Origin of the sequence: Streptomyces sp. NPDC057253 (assembly GCF_042669125.1) — a bacterium.
Classification (GTDB): Bacteria; Actinomycetota; Actinomycetes; order Streptomycetales; family Streptomycetaceae; genus Streptomyces.
On record NZ_JBHUXV010000022.1, the window covers coordinates 12,531 to 27,557 of the forward strand.

The 15,027-nt window shown below is 72.3% G+C and carries 11 protein-coding genes, 1 tRNA gene, 1 pseudogene and 1 riboswitch; of the genes and pseudogenes, 7 read left to right on the plus strand and 6 right to left on the minus strand.

The window, feature by feature from the left end; translation table 11 throughout:
• Positions 1-325: 325 nt before the first annotated feature.
• Positions 326-2,404 carry an asparagine synthase-related protein gene (locus ACFULQ_RS14690; protein WP_383543055.1) on the minus strand — a complete coding sequence of 693 codons (2,079 nt, stop codon included), beginning with the start codon at positions 2,402-2,404 and terminating at the stop codon, positions 326-328.
• A 683-nt stretch (positions 2,405-3,087) separates the two neighbouring features.
• Between ACFULQ_RS14690 and ACFULQ_RS14695 the strand changes: the two genes are divergently transcribed.
• The 4 genes from ACFULQ_RS14695 to ACFULQ_RS14710 all read left to right on the plus strand — a co-directional run bounded on the left by ACFULQ_RS14695 (position 3,088) and on the right by ACFULQ_RS14710 (position 8,139).
• The gene (locus ACFULQ_RS14695) at positions 3,088-4,512 is read left to right on the plus strand and encodes an MFS transporter (RefSeq protein WP_383543058.1); all 1,425 of its coding nucleotides are present in this window, start codon (positions 3,088-3,090) and stop codon (positions 4,510-4,512) included.
• Between the two features lie 72 nt (positions 4,513-4,584).
• Entirely contained in the window at positions 4,585-5,805 is a 1,221-nt protein-coding gene (lhgO, locus tag ACFULQ_RS14700) for an L-2-hydroxyglutarate oxidase (protein ID WP_383543060.1), read from the plus strand.
• Between the two features lie 94 nt (positions 5,806-5,899).
• Positions 5,900-6,757, plus strand: a complete 858-nt coding sequence (trmB, locus tag ACFULQ_RS14705) for a tRNA (guanosine(46)-N7)-methyltransferase TrmB (RefSeq protein WP_383543062.1) — start codon at positions 5,900-5,902, stop codon at positions 6,755-6,757.
• A 50-nt stretch (positions 6,758-6,807) separates the two neighbouring features.
• On the plus strand, positions 6,808-8,139 hold the full coding sequence (locus ACFULQ_RS14710) for a PrsW family intramembrane metalloprotease (RefSeq protein WP_383543065.1): 1,332 nt from the start codon (positions 6,808-6,810) through the stop codon (positions 8,137-8,139).
• A gap of 61 nt (positions 8,140-8,200) precedes the next feature.
• Here ACFULQ_RS14710 and ACFULQ_RS14715 read toward each other — a convergent pair.
• The 3 genes and pseudogenes from ACFULQ_RS14715 to ACFULQ_RS14725 all read right to left on the minus strand — a co-directional run bounded on the left by ACFULQ_RS14715 (position 8,201) and on the right by ACFULQ_RS14725 (position 10,863).
• Positions 8,201-9,128, minus strand: a pseudogene (locus ACFULQ_RS14715) (aldo/keto reductase).
• A 172-nt stretch (positions 9,129-9,300) separates the two neighbouring features.
• On the minus strand, positions 9,301-10,326 hold the full coding sequence (locus tag ACFULQ_RS14720; protein WP_383543068.1) for a M23 family metallopeptidase: 1,026 nt from the start codon (positions 10,324-10,326) through the stop codon (positions 9,301-9,303).
• 11 nt (positions 10,327-10,337) lie between these two features.
• Positions 10,338-10,495, minus strand: a riboswitch (cyclic di-AMP (ydaO/yuaA leader).
• A 294-nt stretch (positions 10,496-10,789) separates the two neighbouring features.
• Positions 10,790-10,863, minus strand: a tRNA-Met gene (locus ACFULQ_RS14725).
• Between the two features lie 58 nt (positions 10,864-10,921).
• Here ACFULQ_RS14725 and ACFULQ_RS14730 point away from each other — a divergent pair.
• From ACFULQ_RS14730 to ACFULQ_RS14740, 3 genes are all read left to right on the plus strand, one after another.
• Positions 10,922-11,671 (plus strand): class II glutamine amidotransferase, encoded by a 750-nt coding sequence (locus tag ACFULQ_RS14730; RefSeq protein WP_383543070.1) that lies wholly within the window; start codon positions 10,922-10,924, stop codon positions 11,669-11,671.
• Positions 11,672-11,925: 254 nt separating this feature from the next.
• Positions 11,926-13,077 (plus strand): histidine kinase, encoded by a 1,152-nt coding sequence (locus ACFULQ_RS14735; protein WP_383543073.1) that lies wholly within the window; start codon positions 11,926-11,928, stop codon positions 13,075-13,077.
• On the plus strand, positions 13,065-13,715 hold the full coding sequence (locus ACFULQ_RS14740; protein ID WP_383543076.1) for a LuxR C-terminal-related transcriptional regulator: 651 nt from the start codon (positions 13,065-13,067) through the stop codon (positions 13,713-13,715). Before ACFULQ_RS14735 ends, ACFULQ_RS14740 begins: the two co-directional genes overlap by 13 nt.
• 3 nt (positions 13,716-13,718) lie before the next feature.
• Here the strand turns inward: ACFULQ_RS14740 and ribA are convergent, their stop codons facing one another.
• The gene (ribA, locus tag ACFULQ_RS14745; protein ID WP_383543078.1) at positions 13,719-14,360 is read right to left on the minus strand and encodes a GTP cyclohydrolase II; all 642 of its coding nucleotides are present in this window, start codon (positions 14,358-14,360) and stop codon (positions 13,719-13,721) included.
• Positions 14,361-14,479: 119 nt separating this feature from the next.
• On the minus strand, positions 14,480-15,004 hold the full coding sequence (locus ACFULQ_RS14750) for a MarR family winged helix-turn-helix transcriptional regulator (protein WP_383543081.1): 525 nt from the start codon (positions 15,002-15,004) through the stop codon (positions 14,480-14,482).
• Between the last annotated feature and the right edge of the window lie 23 nt (positions 15,005-15,027).

The following is a 15,027-nucleotide window of genomic DNA, read 5'->3' on the forward strand; positions in this document are numbered from 1 at the left end:
CGGGACCGTCAGCTACTCTCGCCCGCCCCCGCCAGGCCGTTGGCCGCGCGCGGACGCCCCTCCGGCGGTTCGCCGCGTACGGCGTGAAGGGGACGGGGTGGGGGGTGTCCGCCCGCAGCGGCCGGCGTCCGGAACCGAGAACTGCTCAAGTGACCGAGCCGCCGGACCGAGGACGGATACCCCCCGCCCCGGCACCGACCCACCCACCGCACCGCACGCGCTACACACGCCCCCACCGAGCAGCAACGGGCCGCCGCAGGCATCCAGGGGCGCGGGGAACTGCGCAACAACGCCCGCCCCCACCAAGCCGCAGACGAACAACCGCTCAACCGCCGGAGGCCAATGCTCCGCGCGAAGGCCGAATCCCCCCCGGCACCGCCCGCGCCCGCGCCGGCGTCCCCGTCCAGCACGTCCCGCGGCGGGCCAGCAGCCGTCCCAGCCACAGCTCCAGCGAGACCAGGTCGGCCAGCCCGTCCAGCGGCAGTGGTTCGCCCTCCGCCGCCCCCCGCAGGGCCTTGCGGACCACCCGCGCCTCCACCAGCCCCGCCTGCGCCAGCAACGGCGTGCCGAACAAGGACATCAGCGAGTCCGCCGCCACCCGCAACCCCGTCCGCGTCGCCGCCGCAGAGGAGGCGTGCGAGGGCGCGCCCCACCCCGGGGGAAGGTCGGAGACCCCCGCCCCCTCCAGCACCGTACGGAGGATCTCGGCCCGCGCCCCCGGCTGGACCCGCAGCGCCTCGGGAAGCGCCCGGCAGGCCCGGACCACCTGGTTGTCGAGGAACGGCGCGTGCAGCCGCTGGGACCGGATCTCCGCGGCCTGCTCCAGCACCCGCAGATCCGACGCGTGCCGCGCGAGCGCCGCACGCGCGCGGAAGTCGCCGGGATGCTGACCGGGACCGACCCCGGAACGGTGCGTCGCGCCTTGCAGGCGAACCGATACTTCAGCGAGCGCCTCCCCCGTCAGCCACCGCGCCGCGGGCCCCGGTCTGGCCCAGGTGAGCGCGGCGAGGGACGCGCCCACCGCACCCCCGGGCTCGTCGAAACGCTGGTGCATGAGCCGGTCGGCCAGCATCTCCAGACCGACCCGGTACGGCGTACGGGCCAGCCGTCGCGCCGCGCCGTACACGCGCGCGGGGACGAACACGGACCCGTCCGCCTTCGCCAGCGCGGCCACCGGCCGGACCAGGTGGCGCCGCTTGCGATCCATCAACAGGTCGGCGAGGCGGGCCGGATGCGCGTCCAGGACCTGCCGGGCCCCGTACCCCGTGAAGTGGTCCGCGCTGCCCGCGGCCAGCCGGGCCCGGTGCCGCGCGGCCGTCACCAGGGACGCCCCGGGTTCGTCCGTCAGCGGCCCGTCCAGCTCGGCGTACGGCAGGGTCTCCTCACCGCCCGCCACCACCACATGGTGCAGCCGGGGATTGGCCGCGAGCGTCCCCGCCCGCTCCACCTCGGCCTCCCGCCCGCCCACGACGAGGTCGTTGAAGGTGACCGCGAGCAGCCGCTCACCGGCCCCCGTGCCGTGCCCCAGGACGGTCCCCGGCATCCCCGGCAGCCCGGCGGCCAGCAACGCCAGCGTCCCCGACGCGGGCCCCCCGGACAGGTCGGCCCCGATCCCCGGCACCGGCATCCCGCGCGCGGCACGCCGTTCGGCGGGGCCCATGCCGGGCACCGGACCGGGGTCGATGTCGGGCACGTGCCGGGGCGCCGACAGACGCGCGCGTACCGCCTCCACGAGAGCGTCCCGTACGGCGTCGACCGCGCTGTCCGCGTCGGCGGTGGGCGCGGCGACGGCGAGGGAGGCGACCGGCTCGTACCCGGCGATCTCCCGGGCGCCGTTGCGCAGGATCAGCGCGTGCCCCGGCGGAATGCGCCGTACGCCCTCGTAGGGGGTGGAGTCGTGCAGGGCGGCCGGGACGTCGGGGGCGGCGAGCAGTGCGGCGAGGTGCCCGAAGTCGAGGTTGGCCTCGATGAGGTCGGCGAGGGGCAGGGCCGCGGTCGCGTAGGCCGTACCGCCGGCCCAAGGGGTGTAGAACACCGGTCGCGCGCCCGCCAGATCGCCGCACACGGTGATCCGGCGGCCCACCTGGACCACCGCCGTGTACGCCCCCGACCAGGCCGTCAGATGCCGAAGTGCCCCTCCGCGCGCGGCGAGCAGTCCGACCCGCAGCTGTTCGTCGGAGGCTCCGCAGGTGCCGAAGACGGCGATCCGGGTCTGTGCGTCGACCTTCACCACGCGCACTTCGTCGGGCCGCCAGTCGCCGACCGCCCACAGCGGATCGGGGTCGCCCCACAGGAGGTGGGACCCCACCGGGTGCACGGTCTCGCCGTCGCTTCCGGTCGCCCCGGCCGCGCCGATTTCGGAGACACCGGCGGCGGTGCTGCTCCATCCCACCAACCACCGCATCGACGCCTCCACAGGCTGTGGACAACCAGTGCACCGTTCGAACCGGTCACCATGCTGCCATGAAGGACGCCTGCCGGAGGGCCGGTGGAGCCGCTCGGGATACGGGGAACGCGCCCCCGCGAACACCCGCGTACGCCTGCGGACACCCGCGCGGAGCAGGAGGTGTGCGACGCGAATGCGCCCCCGATACGCTCCCCAAAAACACCTAACGCGCCCTCAACTGCCATGGTGGGAGGGCTGATCGCCCGCGAGAACGAGGGTCGGTTTTCAGCCAAATCGGCGTCATGAGGACAGGCTCGCGCACGCTCCGTGCACAGTCCGCGCGCCGCACGACAGGCGCGCAGCCCGGGAGACGCCACTTCGCCCCCCGGGCCGTTCCGCCGCCCGCGGGGATGGAGGCGGCGGTGTCCCCCAGCCCACTGGATCCAGTACAGCGGGCCGACCCACGCATCATCCATCGAAGCGCTCCACCCGTGGCCGGAGAAGAGCGCACACACGGGCGCACGGCCACACAACAGGAGCACGACGCAACTGCGCGTATCGGACCCGTACTTCAGTACGGACCACAATCCCGCCATCCGGAACAATGCCCCTTAACGCTTGGGATCCGGCGAACTACGCTGGGTTTACGAATGCCGCGTGGTTATGCCAGCGCGGCAGCCGTCTGTGTCGAGGGGTGGCGCATGTCCAGGGAGCAACGCGGGCCGAACGAAAAGCTCGGCGCCGTTCTCGCCCTCGCGGGAATCAGCAACGCAGGACTCGCGCGTCGCGTCAACGATCTTGGCGCTCAACGCGGGTTGACTCTTCGCTACGACAAGACGTCGGTGGCGCGCTGGGTGTCGAAGGGCATGGTGCCGCAGGGCGCCGCGCCGCACCTCATCGCGGCCGCCATCGGCCAGAAGCTCGGCCGTCCGGTGCCGCTCCACGAGATAGGCCTGGCGGACGCGGATCCCGCACCGGAGGTGGGCCTCGCCTTCCCCAGGGACGTCGGACAGGCCGTCAGGTCGGCCACCGAGCTCTACCGCCTGGACCTCGCCGGCCGCCGGGCCGGCTCGGGCGGCATCTGGCAGTCCCTCGCCGGTTCGTTCGCAGTGAGCGCATACGCAACGCCTGCCTCACGGTGGCTGATAACCCCGGCCGACAGCTCGGTCGCGCGGGAGACGAACCACTCCGAGGGCTCCGGCGCACCGCTCAAAGTCGGCCACAGCGACGTGCAGAAGCTGCGGGAGGCCGCCGACGACGCCAGGCGCTGGGACTCCAAGTACGGAGGCGGCGACTGGCGTTCTTCCATGGTGCCGGAGTGTTTACGGGTGGAGGCGGCACCGCTGCTGCTCGGCTCGTACTCCGACGAGGTGGGCCGGGCGCTGTTCGGGGCGTCCGCCGAGCTCACCCGGCTCGCGGGCTGGATGGCCTTCGACACCGGCCAGCAGGAGGCGGCCCAGCGGTACTACATCCAGGCGCTGCGGCTCGCCCGCGCGGCGGCCGACGTACCGCTCGGCGGCTATGTGCTGGCGTCGATGTCGTTGCAGGCGACCTATCGGGGCTTCGGCGACGAGGGCGTCGACCTCGCGCAGGCCGCGCTGGAGCGCAACCGCGGTCTCGCGACCGCCCGCACCATGAGCTTCTTCCGGCTCGTCGAGGCGCGGGCACACGCGCGTGCGGGGGACGCGGTGGCGGCCGGGGCGGCGCTGAAGGCCGCCGAGGGGTGGCTGGAGCGGTCCCGGGAGGGGGACAACGACCCGTCCTGGCTCGGGTTCTACTCCTACGACCGGTTCGCCGCCGACGCCGCCGAGTGCTACCGGGACCTGAAGGCGCCGCGTCAGGTGCGGCGCTTCACCGAGCAGGCCCTGTCGAAGCCGACGGAGGAGTTCGTGCGCTCGCACGGGCTGCGGCTGGTCGTCTCGGCGGTCGCGGAGCTGGAGTCGGGCAATCTCGACGCGGCCTGCGAGCAGGGCGTGCGGGCGGTGGAGGTGGCCGGACGGATCTCCTCGGCGCGGACCACGGAGTACGTGAAGGACCTGCTGCACCGGCTGGAGCCGTACGGGGACGAGCCCCGGGTGGTGGAGCTGCGCGAGCGGGCCAGGCCCTTGCTGATGGCACCGGCATAAGTCAAGGAGAGCAGCACCACGCCTCGCGTTTGAAGCGACTGTCAGTGGCGCAGTGCACTATCGAGGTGGGAGGTGGTGCAGGTGCCGTCGGGGATCGCTTACGACTGTGACGTGCTCGTGATCGGTGGGGGCATCGTCGGGCTGTCGACGGCGTACGCGATCACGCGCGCCGCGCCGGGCACGCGGGTCACCGTGCTGGAGAAGGAGGCCGGCCCCGCCCGGCACCAGACCGGGCGGAACAGCGGGGTGATCCACAGCGGGATCTACTACCGGCCCGGGTCGCTCAAGGCGCGGTACGCCGTGCGCGGGGCCGCCGAGATGGTCAAGTTCTGCGCGGAGTACGGCATCGCCCATGCCGTGACCGGCAAGCTGATCGTCGCGACCGAGCGCAGCGAGCTGCCACGGCTGCACGGCCTGGTGCAGCGCGGCCGGGAGAACGGCATTCCGGTGCGGGAGCTGGGCGCCGCCCAGATCGCCGAGTACGAACCCGAGGTGGAGGGACTCGCCGCCATACACGTCGGCACCACCGGGATCTGCGACTTCGTCGGAGTGGCGCGGCAGCTGGCCGAGGCGTCCGGGGCGGAGATCCGCTACGGCGCCGAGGTGCGCCGCATCGACCGCCGGCCGGAGCTCGGGGTGGCCGTGCTCACGGGCGCCGGGGAGGTCGTAAGGGCGCGGGTGCTGGTGAACTGCGCCGGGCTGCACTGCGACGAGATCGCCCGGCTGACCGGGGACGACCCGCAGATGCGGATCGTGCCGTTCCGCGGGGAGTACTACACGCTGGCGCGGCCCGAGCTGGTGCGGGGGCTGGTGTATCCGGTGCCCGATCCGGCGTTCCCGTTCCTCGGGGTGCATCTCACACGCGGGATCGACGGAAGCGTCCACATCGGGCCCAACGCGGTGCCGGCGCTGGCCCGCGAGGGGTACGGCTGGGGGGTCGTACGGCCCCGGGAGCTCGGCGCGACGCTCGCGTGGCCGGGATCGTGGCAGATAGCGCGGCGGCACTGGCGGTACGGATCGGGTGAGCTGCTGCGCTCGGTGTCCCGGCGGGCCTTCACCACGGCCGTGCGCAGGCTGCTGCCCGCGGCGACGGCGGACGATCTGGTGCCCTCCGCGGCGGGGGTGCGGGCGCAGGCGGTGCTCCGGGACGGCACGCTGGTGGACGACTTCCTGATCCGGGAGGGAGCGCGAGCGGTGCATGTACTGAACGCGCCCTCACCTGCGGCGACGGCTTCCCTGCCGATCGGGCGGGAGGTGGCGCGGCGAGCCCTGGAGGCGTTGCGGGGCGTGTGAGCGGGCCGGTGCGCGGCCGTCGGGTGACTGCTCCGTGGCCGGCGTCCGGGGGCCGGCTGGGTTCGGGCGGGATTCACGTAAAATCAGCCCCACTGTGTCTGATTCCCTCAACGCTCCCGACGCCATCGACCCCGGTGAGTCCACCCCGCACACCCCCGGTGTCTCCGTGCGGCACACCCGGGCCAAGGGGGAGCCGCGGTTTCCCGACGGTCCCAGCGCCGATCCCGCGGGGTCGCACTTCGAGCGGCGGATCCGCAGCTTCCAGCCGCGGCGCAGCCGGGTGACGGCCGGACAGGCGGACGCGTTGCAGCGGCTGTGGCCCACCTGGGGGCTGGACATCGACGGACAGCACGTCCTCGACCTCGGCGAGATGTTCGGCAACGACCACCCCGTCGTGCTGGAGATCGGCTTCGGGATGGGCGAGGCCACCGCGCAGATGGCCGCCGCGGACCCGGGCACCAACATCCTCGCCGTCGACGTGCACACCCCCGGACAGGGCAACCTGCTCAATCTGGCCGAACAGCAGAAGCTGTCCAACGTCCGGGTCGGCAACGGCGACGCGATCATCCTGCTGCGCGAGATGCTCGCGAAGGACGCGCTCGACGGACTGCGCGTCTACTTCCCGGACCCCTGGCCGAAGAAGCGGCACCACAAGCGGCGGCTGATCCAGCCGGAGTTCCTCGACCTGGCCGCGACCCGCCTCAGGCCCGGCGCGCTGCTGCACTGCGCGACCGACTGGGAGCCGTACGCCGAACAGATGCTTGAGGTGCTCACCGCGCACCCCGACTTCGAGAACACCCAGGCCGACGGCGGTTTTGCGTCGCGTCCCGACTTCCGGCCGCTGACCCGTTTCGAGGGGCAGGGACTGGAGAAGGGACATGTCGTGAACGACCTGCTGTTCCGCCGCGTACAGCACGGCGACCTACCCGACCAGTCCCCCTCCGGCGCCTGAGGTCCCTGCCCGGCTGCGGGCGGTACCTCCGTCTCGTTAAGGTCGATGCCGTGGCCACCATTCCTCCGTATCCGACGTACCCCGGTGAGCCCACCGGTGGCGCCGCGCTGCGGCATGCGCACTGGTGGCAGCGGAAGTGGGTGCGCTACGGCGCCCTGATCACCCTGCTCGCACTGTCCGGGCTCGTCATCCTCGCGCTGGTGCGTCAACAGACCGGCAGCGAGGGGTTCCTGGTCGGCCTCGGGCTCGCGGTCCTGCCCGTGCCGCTGCTCATAGCCGCGTTCCGCTGGCTCGACCGGGTCGAACCGGGCCCCTGGCGCAATCTGCTGTTCGCCTTCGCCTGGGGCGCCTGCGCGGCCGCGCTGATAGCGATCATCGCCAACAGCTTCGCCACGAAGTGGATCGCGACGGCGACCGCGGATCCGTCCAGCGCGGACACCCTCGGAGCGACGGTGATAGCGCCGATCGTCGAGGAGTCGGCCAAGGCGGCCGCCGTACTGCTCGTGTTCCTGTTCCGCAGACGCGACTTCACCGGGATCGTGGACGGGGTGGTGATCGCCGGGGTCACCGCGACCGGGTTCGCGTTCACCGAGAACATCCTCTACCTCGGCACCGCCTTCGGCACCGACCAGCTCACCGGCGACCGGGGCATCGCCTCCGTCACCGCCGCGACCTTCTTCGTGCGGGTCGTGATGTCGCCGTTCGCGCACCCCCTGTTCACCGTCCTCACCGGCATCGGCTTCGGCGTCTCCGCGCTCTCCTCGGAACGCCAGCACCTGCGGCGGGTGCTCGTCCCGCTGTCCGGGCTGCTGCTCGCGATGGGCATGCACGCGATGTGGAACGGCTCGTCGACCTTCGGGGAGTACGGCTTCTTCGCGGTGTACGCGATGTTCATGGTGCCGGCGTTCGCGCTGCTGACCTGGCTGGTCATCTGGACGCGGCAGCGGGAGCTGAAGACCGTGCGCGAGGAGCTGCCCGCGTACGCCGTCGCCGGGTGGCTGGCGCCCACCGAGCCGTACGTGCTCGGCTCGATGCGGGCGCGGCGGGTGGCGCGGGAGTACGCGCGGCGGCAGCTCGGCGGGCGGCCCGCGGGGCGGGCGGTCGCGCAGTACGAGGCGTACGCGACGTCCCTGGCGTTTCTACGGCGACGGGGGCGGCTCGGGCGGGCGAACGCGGACTTCGTCGTACGGGAGCGGGAGTTGCTCCAGGAGCTGTGGCGACGACGGGACGTGGCCCGACCCGCGCTCGATCACGCGGCCCGGGTGGCTGCGCCGCCTTGGCCGGTGTACGGCGTGTACGGCTACCCACCCCCACCGGGCCACCCCGCACTGCCGGCCCAGCCGATCCAGCCCTATCCCGCGTACAACCCGTATCGCACGTAGGCCCGCGCCGCCGGAATGAGAAGGCGTCGGCCTGAAGGTCGGGCCAACGCCTCCCCCGCCCTCAGGCAGACGCCGCCGTCAGCCGCTCCACCTCCGCCTCCGTCAAGGTCACGTCCGCCACGGCCAGCAGGGGCGGGAGTTGGTCCACCGTGCGGGCCGAGGCAATAGGGGCCGTGATCGTGGGCTGGGCTGCGAGCCAGGCGAGGGCGATCGTGGCGACCGCCACACCGTGGGACTCGGCGATGTCGTCGAGGGCCGCGAGGACCTTGCGGCCGCGGTCGGTGTCGAGGTGCCGGCCGGCCCCCGCCGCGCGCACCCTCGACCGTCGTACCGGGCCGGTACTTGCCGGTGAGGAAGCCGGACGCGAGGGCGTAGTACGGGACGGCGGCGAGGCCCTCCCGGGAGGCGACGGCCTGGAGCTCGCCCTCGTAGGTGGCGCGCGAGACCAGGTTGTAGTGGGGCTGGAGGGCGACATAGCGCGCCAGGCCCTCCCGGTCGGAGCAGGCGAGGGACTCCGTGAGCCGCGCGGCGGAGATGTTGGACGCGCCGATGATCTCCTCGACTGGAACCTGGGTCTTGTCGAAGTGGGTGCAGTAGAGATCTATGCGGTCCGTGCCCAGCCGCTTCAGGGACGCGTCGGCGGCGGCCTTGATGTTGGCGGCGGTCAGGCCCGGGAACTCGGGGTGCCGGCTGACCTTCGTGGCGATGACGACGTCGTCGCGGTCGCCGCGGGCCGCCAGCCTCCCCCACTGCCTAAAGGGCGCAGGGGACCCCCACCCGATGATCGTCTCGGACTCACCGCCGGAGTTGCCGTCGACCCACGCGGAGTACGAGTCGGCCGTGTCGACGAAGTTGCCGCCCGCGGCGGTGTACGCGTCGAGGACGGCGAAGGACGTGGCCTCGTCGGCGGTCCAGCCGAAGACGTGGCCGCCGAGGGAGAGCGGGAAGACCTCGAGGTCGGAGGAGCCGAGCTTGCGGAGAGAAGTCATGCCATACGTCGACACCCGCGCCGGACGCCGCTCTTCCGCTCCGGCCGCAAAGTCCTCGTAGACAACCGGAATCACCCCTCCGAAACTCCGTCCCTGCACGCACCGACGGCCCTGACGTCGGGGGGACGTCGTCAGGGCCGCCGGAAACCGTAGTGAGGTCAGTGAGGGAGGCTCAGGGGTTGAGCCCCTTGCCGCGCAGCCACGCCATCGGGTCGATCCCGTCGGCCGAGCCGTTCGGGTGGACCTCCAGGTGCAGGTGCGCGCCGGTGACGTTGCCGGTGGCGCCCACGCGGCCGATGACGTCACCGGTGCCGACCTTCTGGCCGACGCTGACGCTGATCGAGGACTGGTGGCAGAACCACAGCTCGGTGCCGTCGTCGAGGGTGAGGATCGTGCGGTAGCCGTAGGAACCGGCCCAGCCGGCCTCGGTGATGGTGCCGCTGTGGATCGCCTTGATGAGCGTGCCCGTGGGGGCCGCGAAGTCGAGGCCCGTGTGGTAGCCCGAGGACCACAGCGAACCGGCCTGACCGAAGGTGCCCGTGATGGTGTACGACGAGGTCGGCAGCGTGTACTGCTTCGCGAGCTCGGCCAGGCGCGCGGCCTCGGCCTTCTTCGCGGCCTCCTCCTCCGCCTTCTTCTTCGCGGCGGCGGCCTTCTCCTGGGCTTCCTTCTCCGCCTTGGCGGCGGCCGCGTCGGCCTCCTTCTGGGCGGCGTCGGCGACGGCCTGGGCGGCCTTGGTGTCGAGCTGGTCCTGCTGGACCTCGGCCTGGGCGAGGATGCGCGAGCGCAGCGCCTCACCGGCGTCCGAGGCGCCCTTGGCGGTGTCGACGGTGGTGGTGCCGACGCTGCTGAAGGCGCTCGTGTCGTCCGCGCCGGAGTCGGAGTCGTCCGAGATGAGCGAGCCGACGTTGGGCAGGTCGGGCATCGAGATGGAGACCGGCGGCTTGCCGGTGTTGGCGCTGGCCATCCCACCGGCGCTGACCGCGGCTATGACACCTACACCGAGGACGGTGGAGCTGCGGGCGAATCCGCCGCCGCGCTGCTTGGCCACGCGATGCCGGCCTCGCACCGGGGCGAGGGAGTCGGCGGTCGGGTTCCATTCGCCGAGGGGGGCGTCGTCGTCGGGGCGGTAGCCGCCGTAGACGAGCGTGTCGCGAGGGGCGAACGGGGCCTCGGGGGCAGGCGGGTTGGACGCCACGTGGGCGTGCTCCTTTCCTTCCTTCTCGCCTACCGGGTTAGCTGACGGGTTCGGAGCAGGAAGGTCTCCTACGCGCGTAAACCAACCGTGCTGCCACGGCGGTCGACGAGCGATTCACCCCAAGGTGGTGGTTCCCCGGTTCCCTTGCGGAATTCGGCGCGTGAGCACGGAGCCGTCTCTTGTGACGGCTGGGACGACCGCGCTGCGTTATCGAACGTTAATAGACCCAGGGGTCCGATTCCAAGCCGTTCCTCTTGATCATTAACGAAATCCCGCAGGACTTACGGCCCATGAACGGCGAAAAACGGGCGAGTTGACCATGTCTCAGGCAACACGCAGGTGTTGACGGTATGTCAGGGATGATGCGGAGGGCGCTCGCTCATTCACGCAATGTTACGGACAGGCCAGAGAAAACACCCAGGGCCGGAATCCAGTGAACTGGATTCCGGCCCTGGGCCTTGAGTAGCGGGGACAGGATTTGAACCTGCGACCTCTGGGTTATGAGCCCAGCGAGCTACCGAGCTGCTCCACCCCGCGTCGGTGTGACACCAGCATACGTCATCCGCGGGGCAGGTCGCGCACGCATACTCGCCCCATGTGCCGTCTCCTCGGCGTGGTCACCCGCGCCCCGCTGCCCCTGTCCACCGCCTTGGGCGAACTGGCCGCTCCCTTCACGGAGTTGAGCCAGGAGCACGCTGACGGATGGGGGATCGCGGCCCGGCCGGGGCGGGACGGGAACGGTCCGCGGGTGGTCAAGGGGATCGAGCGGGCCGTGGGAGACCGGCTCTGGGGCGACGCGCTCACCGGGACGCGCGCCGACGCCGCCGTGCTGCATCTGCGGATGGCGAGCCCCGGGCTGCCCGTCGTGCCGGGCAACACCCACCCGTTCACCGCGGGCGGCCTCGCCTTCGCGCACAACGGCTTCTTCTCTCCGTACGACGCCCTCGACGAGCTCATCGATCCCGACCTGCTGTCCGGGGCGGGCGGGAGCACCGACTCCGAGCGGTTCTTCCTGCGGGTGCTGACCCTGCTGCGGGACAAAGGCCCGGTCGACGCGCTCGCGCGGACCGCCGAGGACATCCGCGCCCGCGCGTCCTTCGCGAGCCTCAACTGCCTGCTGCTGACCGAGGAGGCGCTGTACGCGTACGCCGACGAGGACCCGGACTCCGAGGTCAGCCGCCGGCGCGGGCCCGACTTCTTCCGGCTGCGGTACCGGGCGGACGGCGAGCGGGTGGTCGTGGCGTCGAGCGGGGTGCCCCAGCCGGACGGAGCGTGGCGGGTGCTGCCGTACCGGCGGGTGCTGGAGGTCCGGCGGGGTGACCTGGGCGTACGTGTGCACGGGTGAGGGCCGGCGGGACGACCTGGGCGGCATCCGTACGCACGGGCGAGGGGCGGCGAGACAACCTGCGCGTCCGTGCACACAGACGAGGGGCGACGGGGCGACCTCCGCGTACGTGCGCGCAGGGGCCGCGGGGTGACCTCGGCGTACGTGTGCACAGGGCCGGCGCGGTGACCTCCGCGTACGTGTGCACAGGTGAGCGGCGGATGGTGTAGCCCGCTACACCGTGCCGGCGGGGCCGATCCTCTAGCGTGAGCCGCATGTGGAAGTCGGTCCGGCGGGCCGCGATGGCGACCGTGCACCTCGTGGTGGCCGCGGCGATGTGCTTCGGGGTGTACCTCTTCGTCACCGTGCTGCTGATCACCGCCGTGGGCACGCTCGTGGTGGTCGGCTGCTGGCTGCTGCCCGAGACGGTCCTGCTGATACGGCGGATCGCGGGCGCCAAGCGGAACCTGACCACCCTGTGGACGGGCCGCGAGATCCCCGAGGCGTACGCGCCCGTCACCGGCACCCTGCGCGAGCGGCTGCGCGTCTCGGTGCGGGACCCCGGCACGCTCGGGGACTTCCGCTGGATGGTGGCGTACTACCTCTACGGCGCCCTCCTGGTCCTCGCCCTCCCGCTGTGGCCCCTCGGTCTGCTGGTCGACGGCGTCTGGGCCGGGATCCTGCGCCGCGCCCCGGTCGTCCTCCCGCTGATCGTGAAGCTCGCGGACACCGAGGCCCGCTGGTCGACCCTGCTGCTCATGCCCTCCCCGAAGGCCAGGCTGGCCCGGCGGGTCGAGGAGCTGAAGGAGACCCGGGCCGACGCGATCGCCGCCCACGAGGCCGAACTGCGCCGCATCGAACGCGATCTGCACGACGGCGCCCAGGCCAACCTGGTCGCGCTGTCGATGCGGATCGGCCTGGCCAAGCGGGCCTACGACCAAGACCCGGACGCCGCCCGCAAGCTGCTGGACGACGCGCAGACCCAGGCCGAGCAGGCGCTGACGGAGCTGCGGCACGTGGTGCGCGGCATCCACCCGCCGATCCTCACCGACCGGGGCCTGACCGGCGCGGTGCGGGCGCTCGCGGCGAGCAGCGGGCTCGCGGTGACCGTGGACGCCGGCGGTCTGGAGGAGGGCACCCGGGCGCCCGCCGCGGTGGAGGCGGCGGCCTACTTCGTGGTCGCCGAGTCCCTCACCAACGTGGCCAAGTACAGCGGCGCGGACCGGGCCGAGGTCCGGCTCACCCGCACCCGGCGCGGACTGGCCGTGCGGGTGCGGGACGAGGGCCGGGGCGGTGCCGAGGAGTCCGCGGGCTCGGGGCTGCTCGGAATGCGGCGCCGGGTGGCCGCGCTCGACGGGATCTTCGAGGTGTCCAGCCCCGCCGGGGGTCCGACCGTGATCGATGTGGAGCTGCCGTGCGTGTGGTGATCGCCGAGGACAACGCCCTGCTGAGAGAGGGACTCGTCCTGCTGCTGACGTCCTCCGGGCACGAGGTGGTGGCCGTCGTCGGAACCGGCCCCGAGATCCTGCCCGCCCTGCTCGACCACCGGCCCGAGGTGGCGGTGCTCGACGTGCGGATGCCGCCCGGCTTCCGCGACGAGGGGCTCAGGGCCGCCCTGGAGGCCCGTGCGCGGATCCCCGGGCTGCCGGTCCTCGTGCTCTCGCAGTACGTCGAGGAGTCGTACGCCGCCGAACTGCTGGCCGGCGGCACCAGCGGGGTCGGCTATCTGCTCAAGGACCGGGTCGGCCGGGTCGACGAGTTCCTGGACGCGCTGGAGCGGGTGGCGGCCGGCGGCACCGCGCTCGACCCCGAGGTCGTCACCGAGCTCCTCACCCGGCGCCGCGACACCCCGCTCGACTCCCTCACCCCGCGCGAGCGCGAGGTGCTGAAGCTGATGGCGGAGGGCCACGACAACACGACCATCGCCAGGACGCTGGTCGTCACCGAGCGCGCGGTCAGCAAGCACATCGGCAACGTCTTCCTCAAGCTGGGCCTGCCGCCAAGCGACAGCGGCCACCGGCGGGTGCTCGCCGTGCTGGCCTACCTGGCGCACACGCCCAGGTGACCTTCAGCCGACGCCGAGTTCGGTCAACGCCCCCAGCGGCAGCGTGTGCTGGGTCTGGAGGACCTTCGCGCGCAGGTACCGGACGTTGTGGTCGGTGGTGAACACCCCGGTGGGGACACGGTGTTGGACGCCGATCCCCAGGTCCCGCAACTGGCCTGCCTTGTCGGGGTTGTTGGAGAGCAGGTCGATCTCGCCGATCCCGAGCGCGGTCAGCATCTGCGCGGCCGCCGTGTAGTCACGGGCGTCCTCGGGCAGGCCCAGCGCGGTGTTCGCGGCGTAGGTGTCGAGGCCCTGGTCCTGAAGGGCGTACGCGTCGAGCTTGTTGTAGAGGCCGATGCCGCGGCCCTCCTGGCGGAGGTAGAGCAGGACGCCGCCGCGGTCGGCTATGCGCTCGACCGCCTCGCGCAGCTGGGGCCCGCAGTCGCAGCGGGCGGAGCCGAAGACGTCCCCGGTGAGGCACTCGGAGTGCAGACGCACCAGCGGGGTGCCGCCGGCGGCCGGGTCGCCGAGGACGACGGCGAGGTGCTCCAGCCCGTCGGCCAGGCCGTGGAAGGTGACGAGTTCGGCGTCCGCGCGGTAGCCGTCCCCGAAGCGCAGCGGGACGCGGACGCGGGAGCGCTGGGTGGCGGCGGGCAGGTCGATCATGCGGGTACTCCGGTCCCTAGGCATACCTGCTTCAGATTTGAAGCAGATCTACTGATCGAGACCCTACCCTTGCTTTAAATTTGAAGCAACGCATTTATGGCAGGCGTCACACGCAGGCGTCACACGCGACCCTCGCTCGGACAGGACGGGGACGAGCGCCGGCGCCACGGCACCTCCTCCACGGGACCGTCCTCCCCCTGGAGCCCCGCGGTGACGCTGGTGAAGATCTCCTCCAGCTGCCCCACCTGCTCCGGGGTGAGCCGGTCGAAGAGCGCGGCCCGGACCGTCTCCACATGGCCCGGCGCGGCCCGCTCCAGCACCGCCATGCCCTCGTCGGTCAGCACCGCGATGCTGCCGCGCTTGTCCCACTGGCAGCTCTCGCGGCGCACCAGCCCGTCCTTCTCCAGCCGGGCGACGGCGTACGTCAGCCGGGGCCGGGTGATCTTCAGCCCCTCGGCGAGATCGGTCATCCGCAGCCGCCGCTCCGGGGTCTCGGAGAGGTTGGCCAGGATGGAGTAGTACACGTGGGGCATGCCGGCCTCCTGCTGGAGCTGCCGGTCGATGGTGTCCTCCAGGAGGAGCGAGGCGGCGAGGTAGGCACGCCAGGCTCGCTGCTCGTCGGGGCTGAGCCAGCGGGTCGTCATGCCACCAGTGTAGGTTTGCTTCA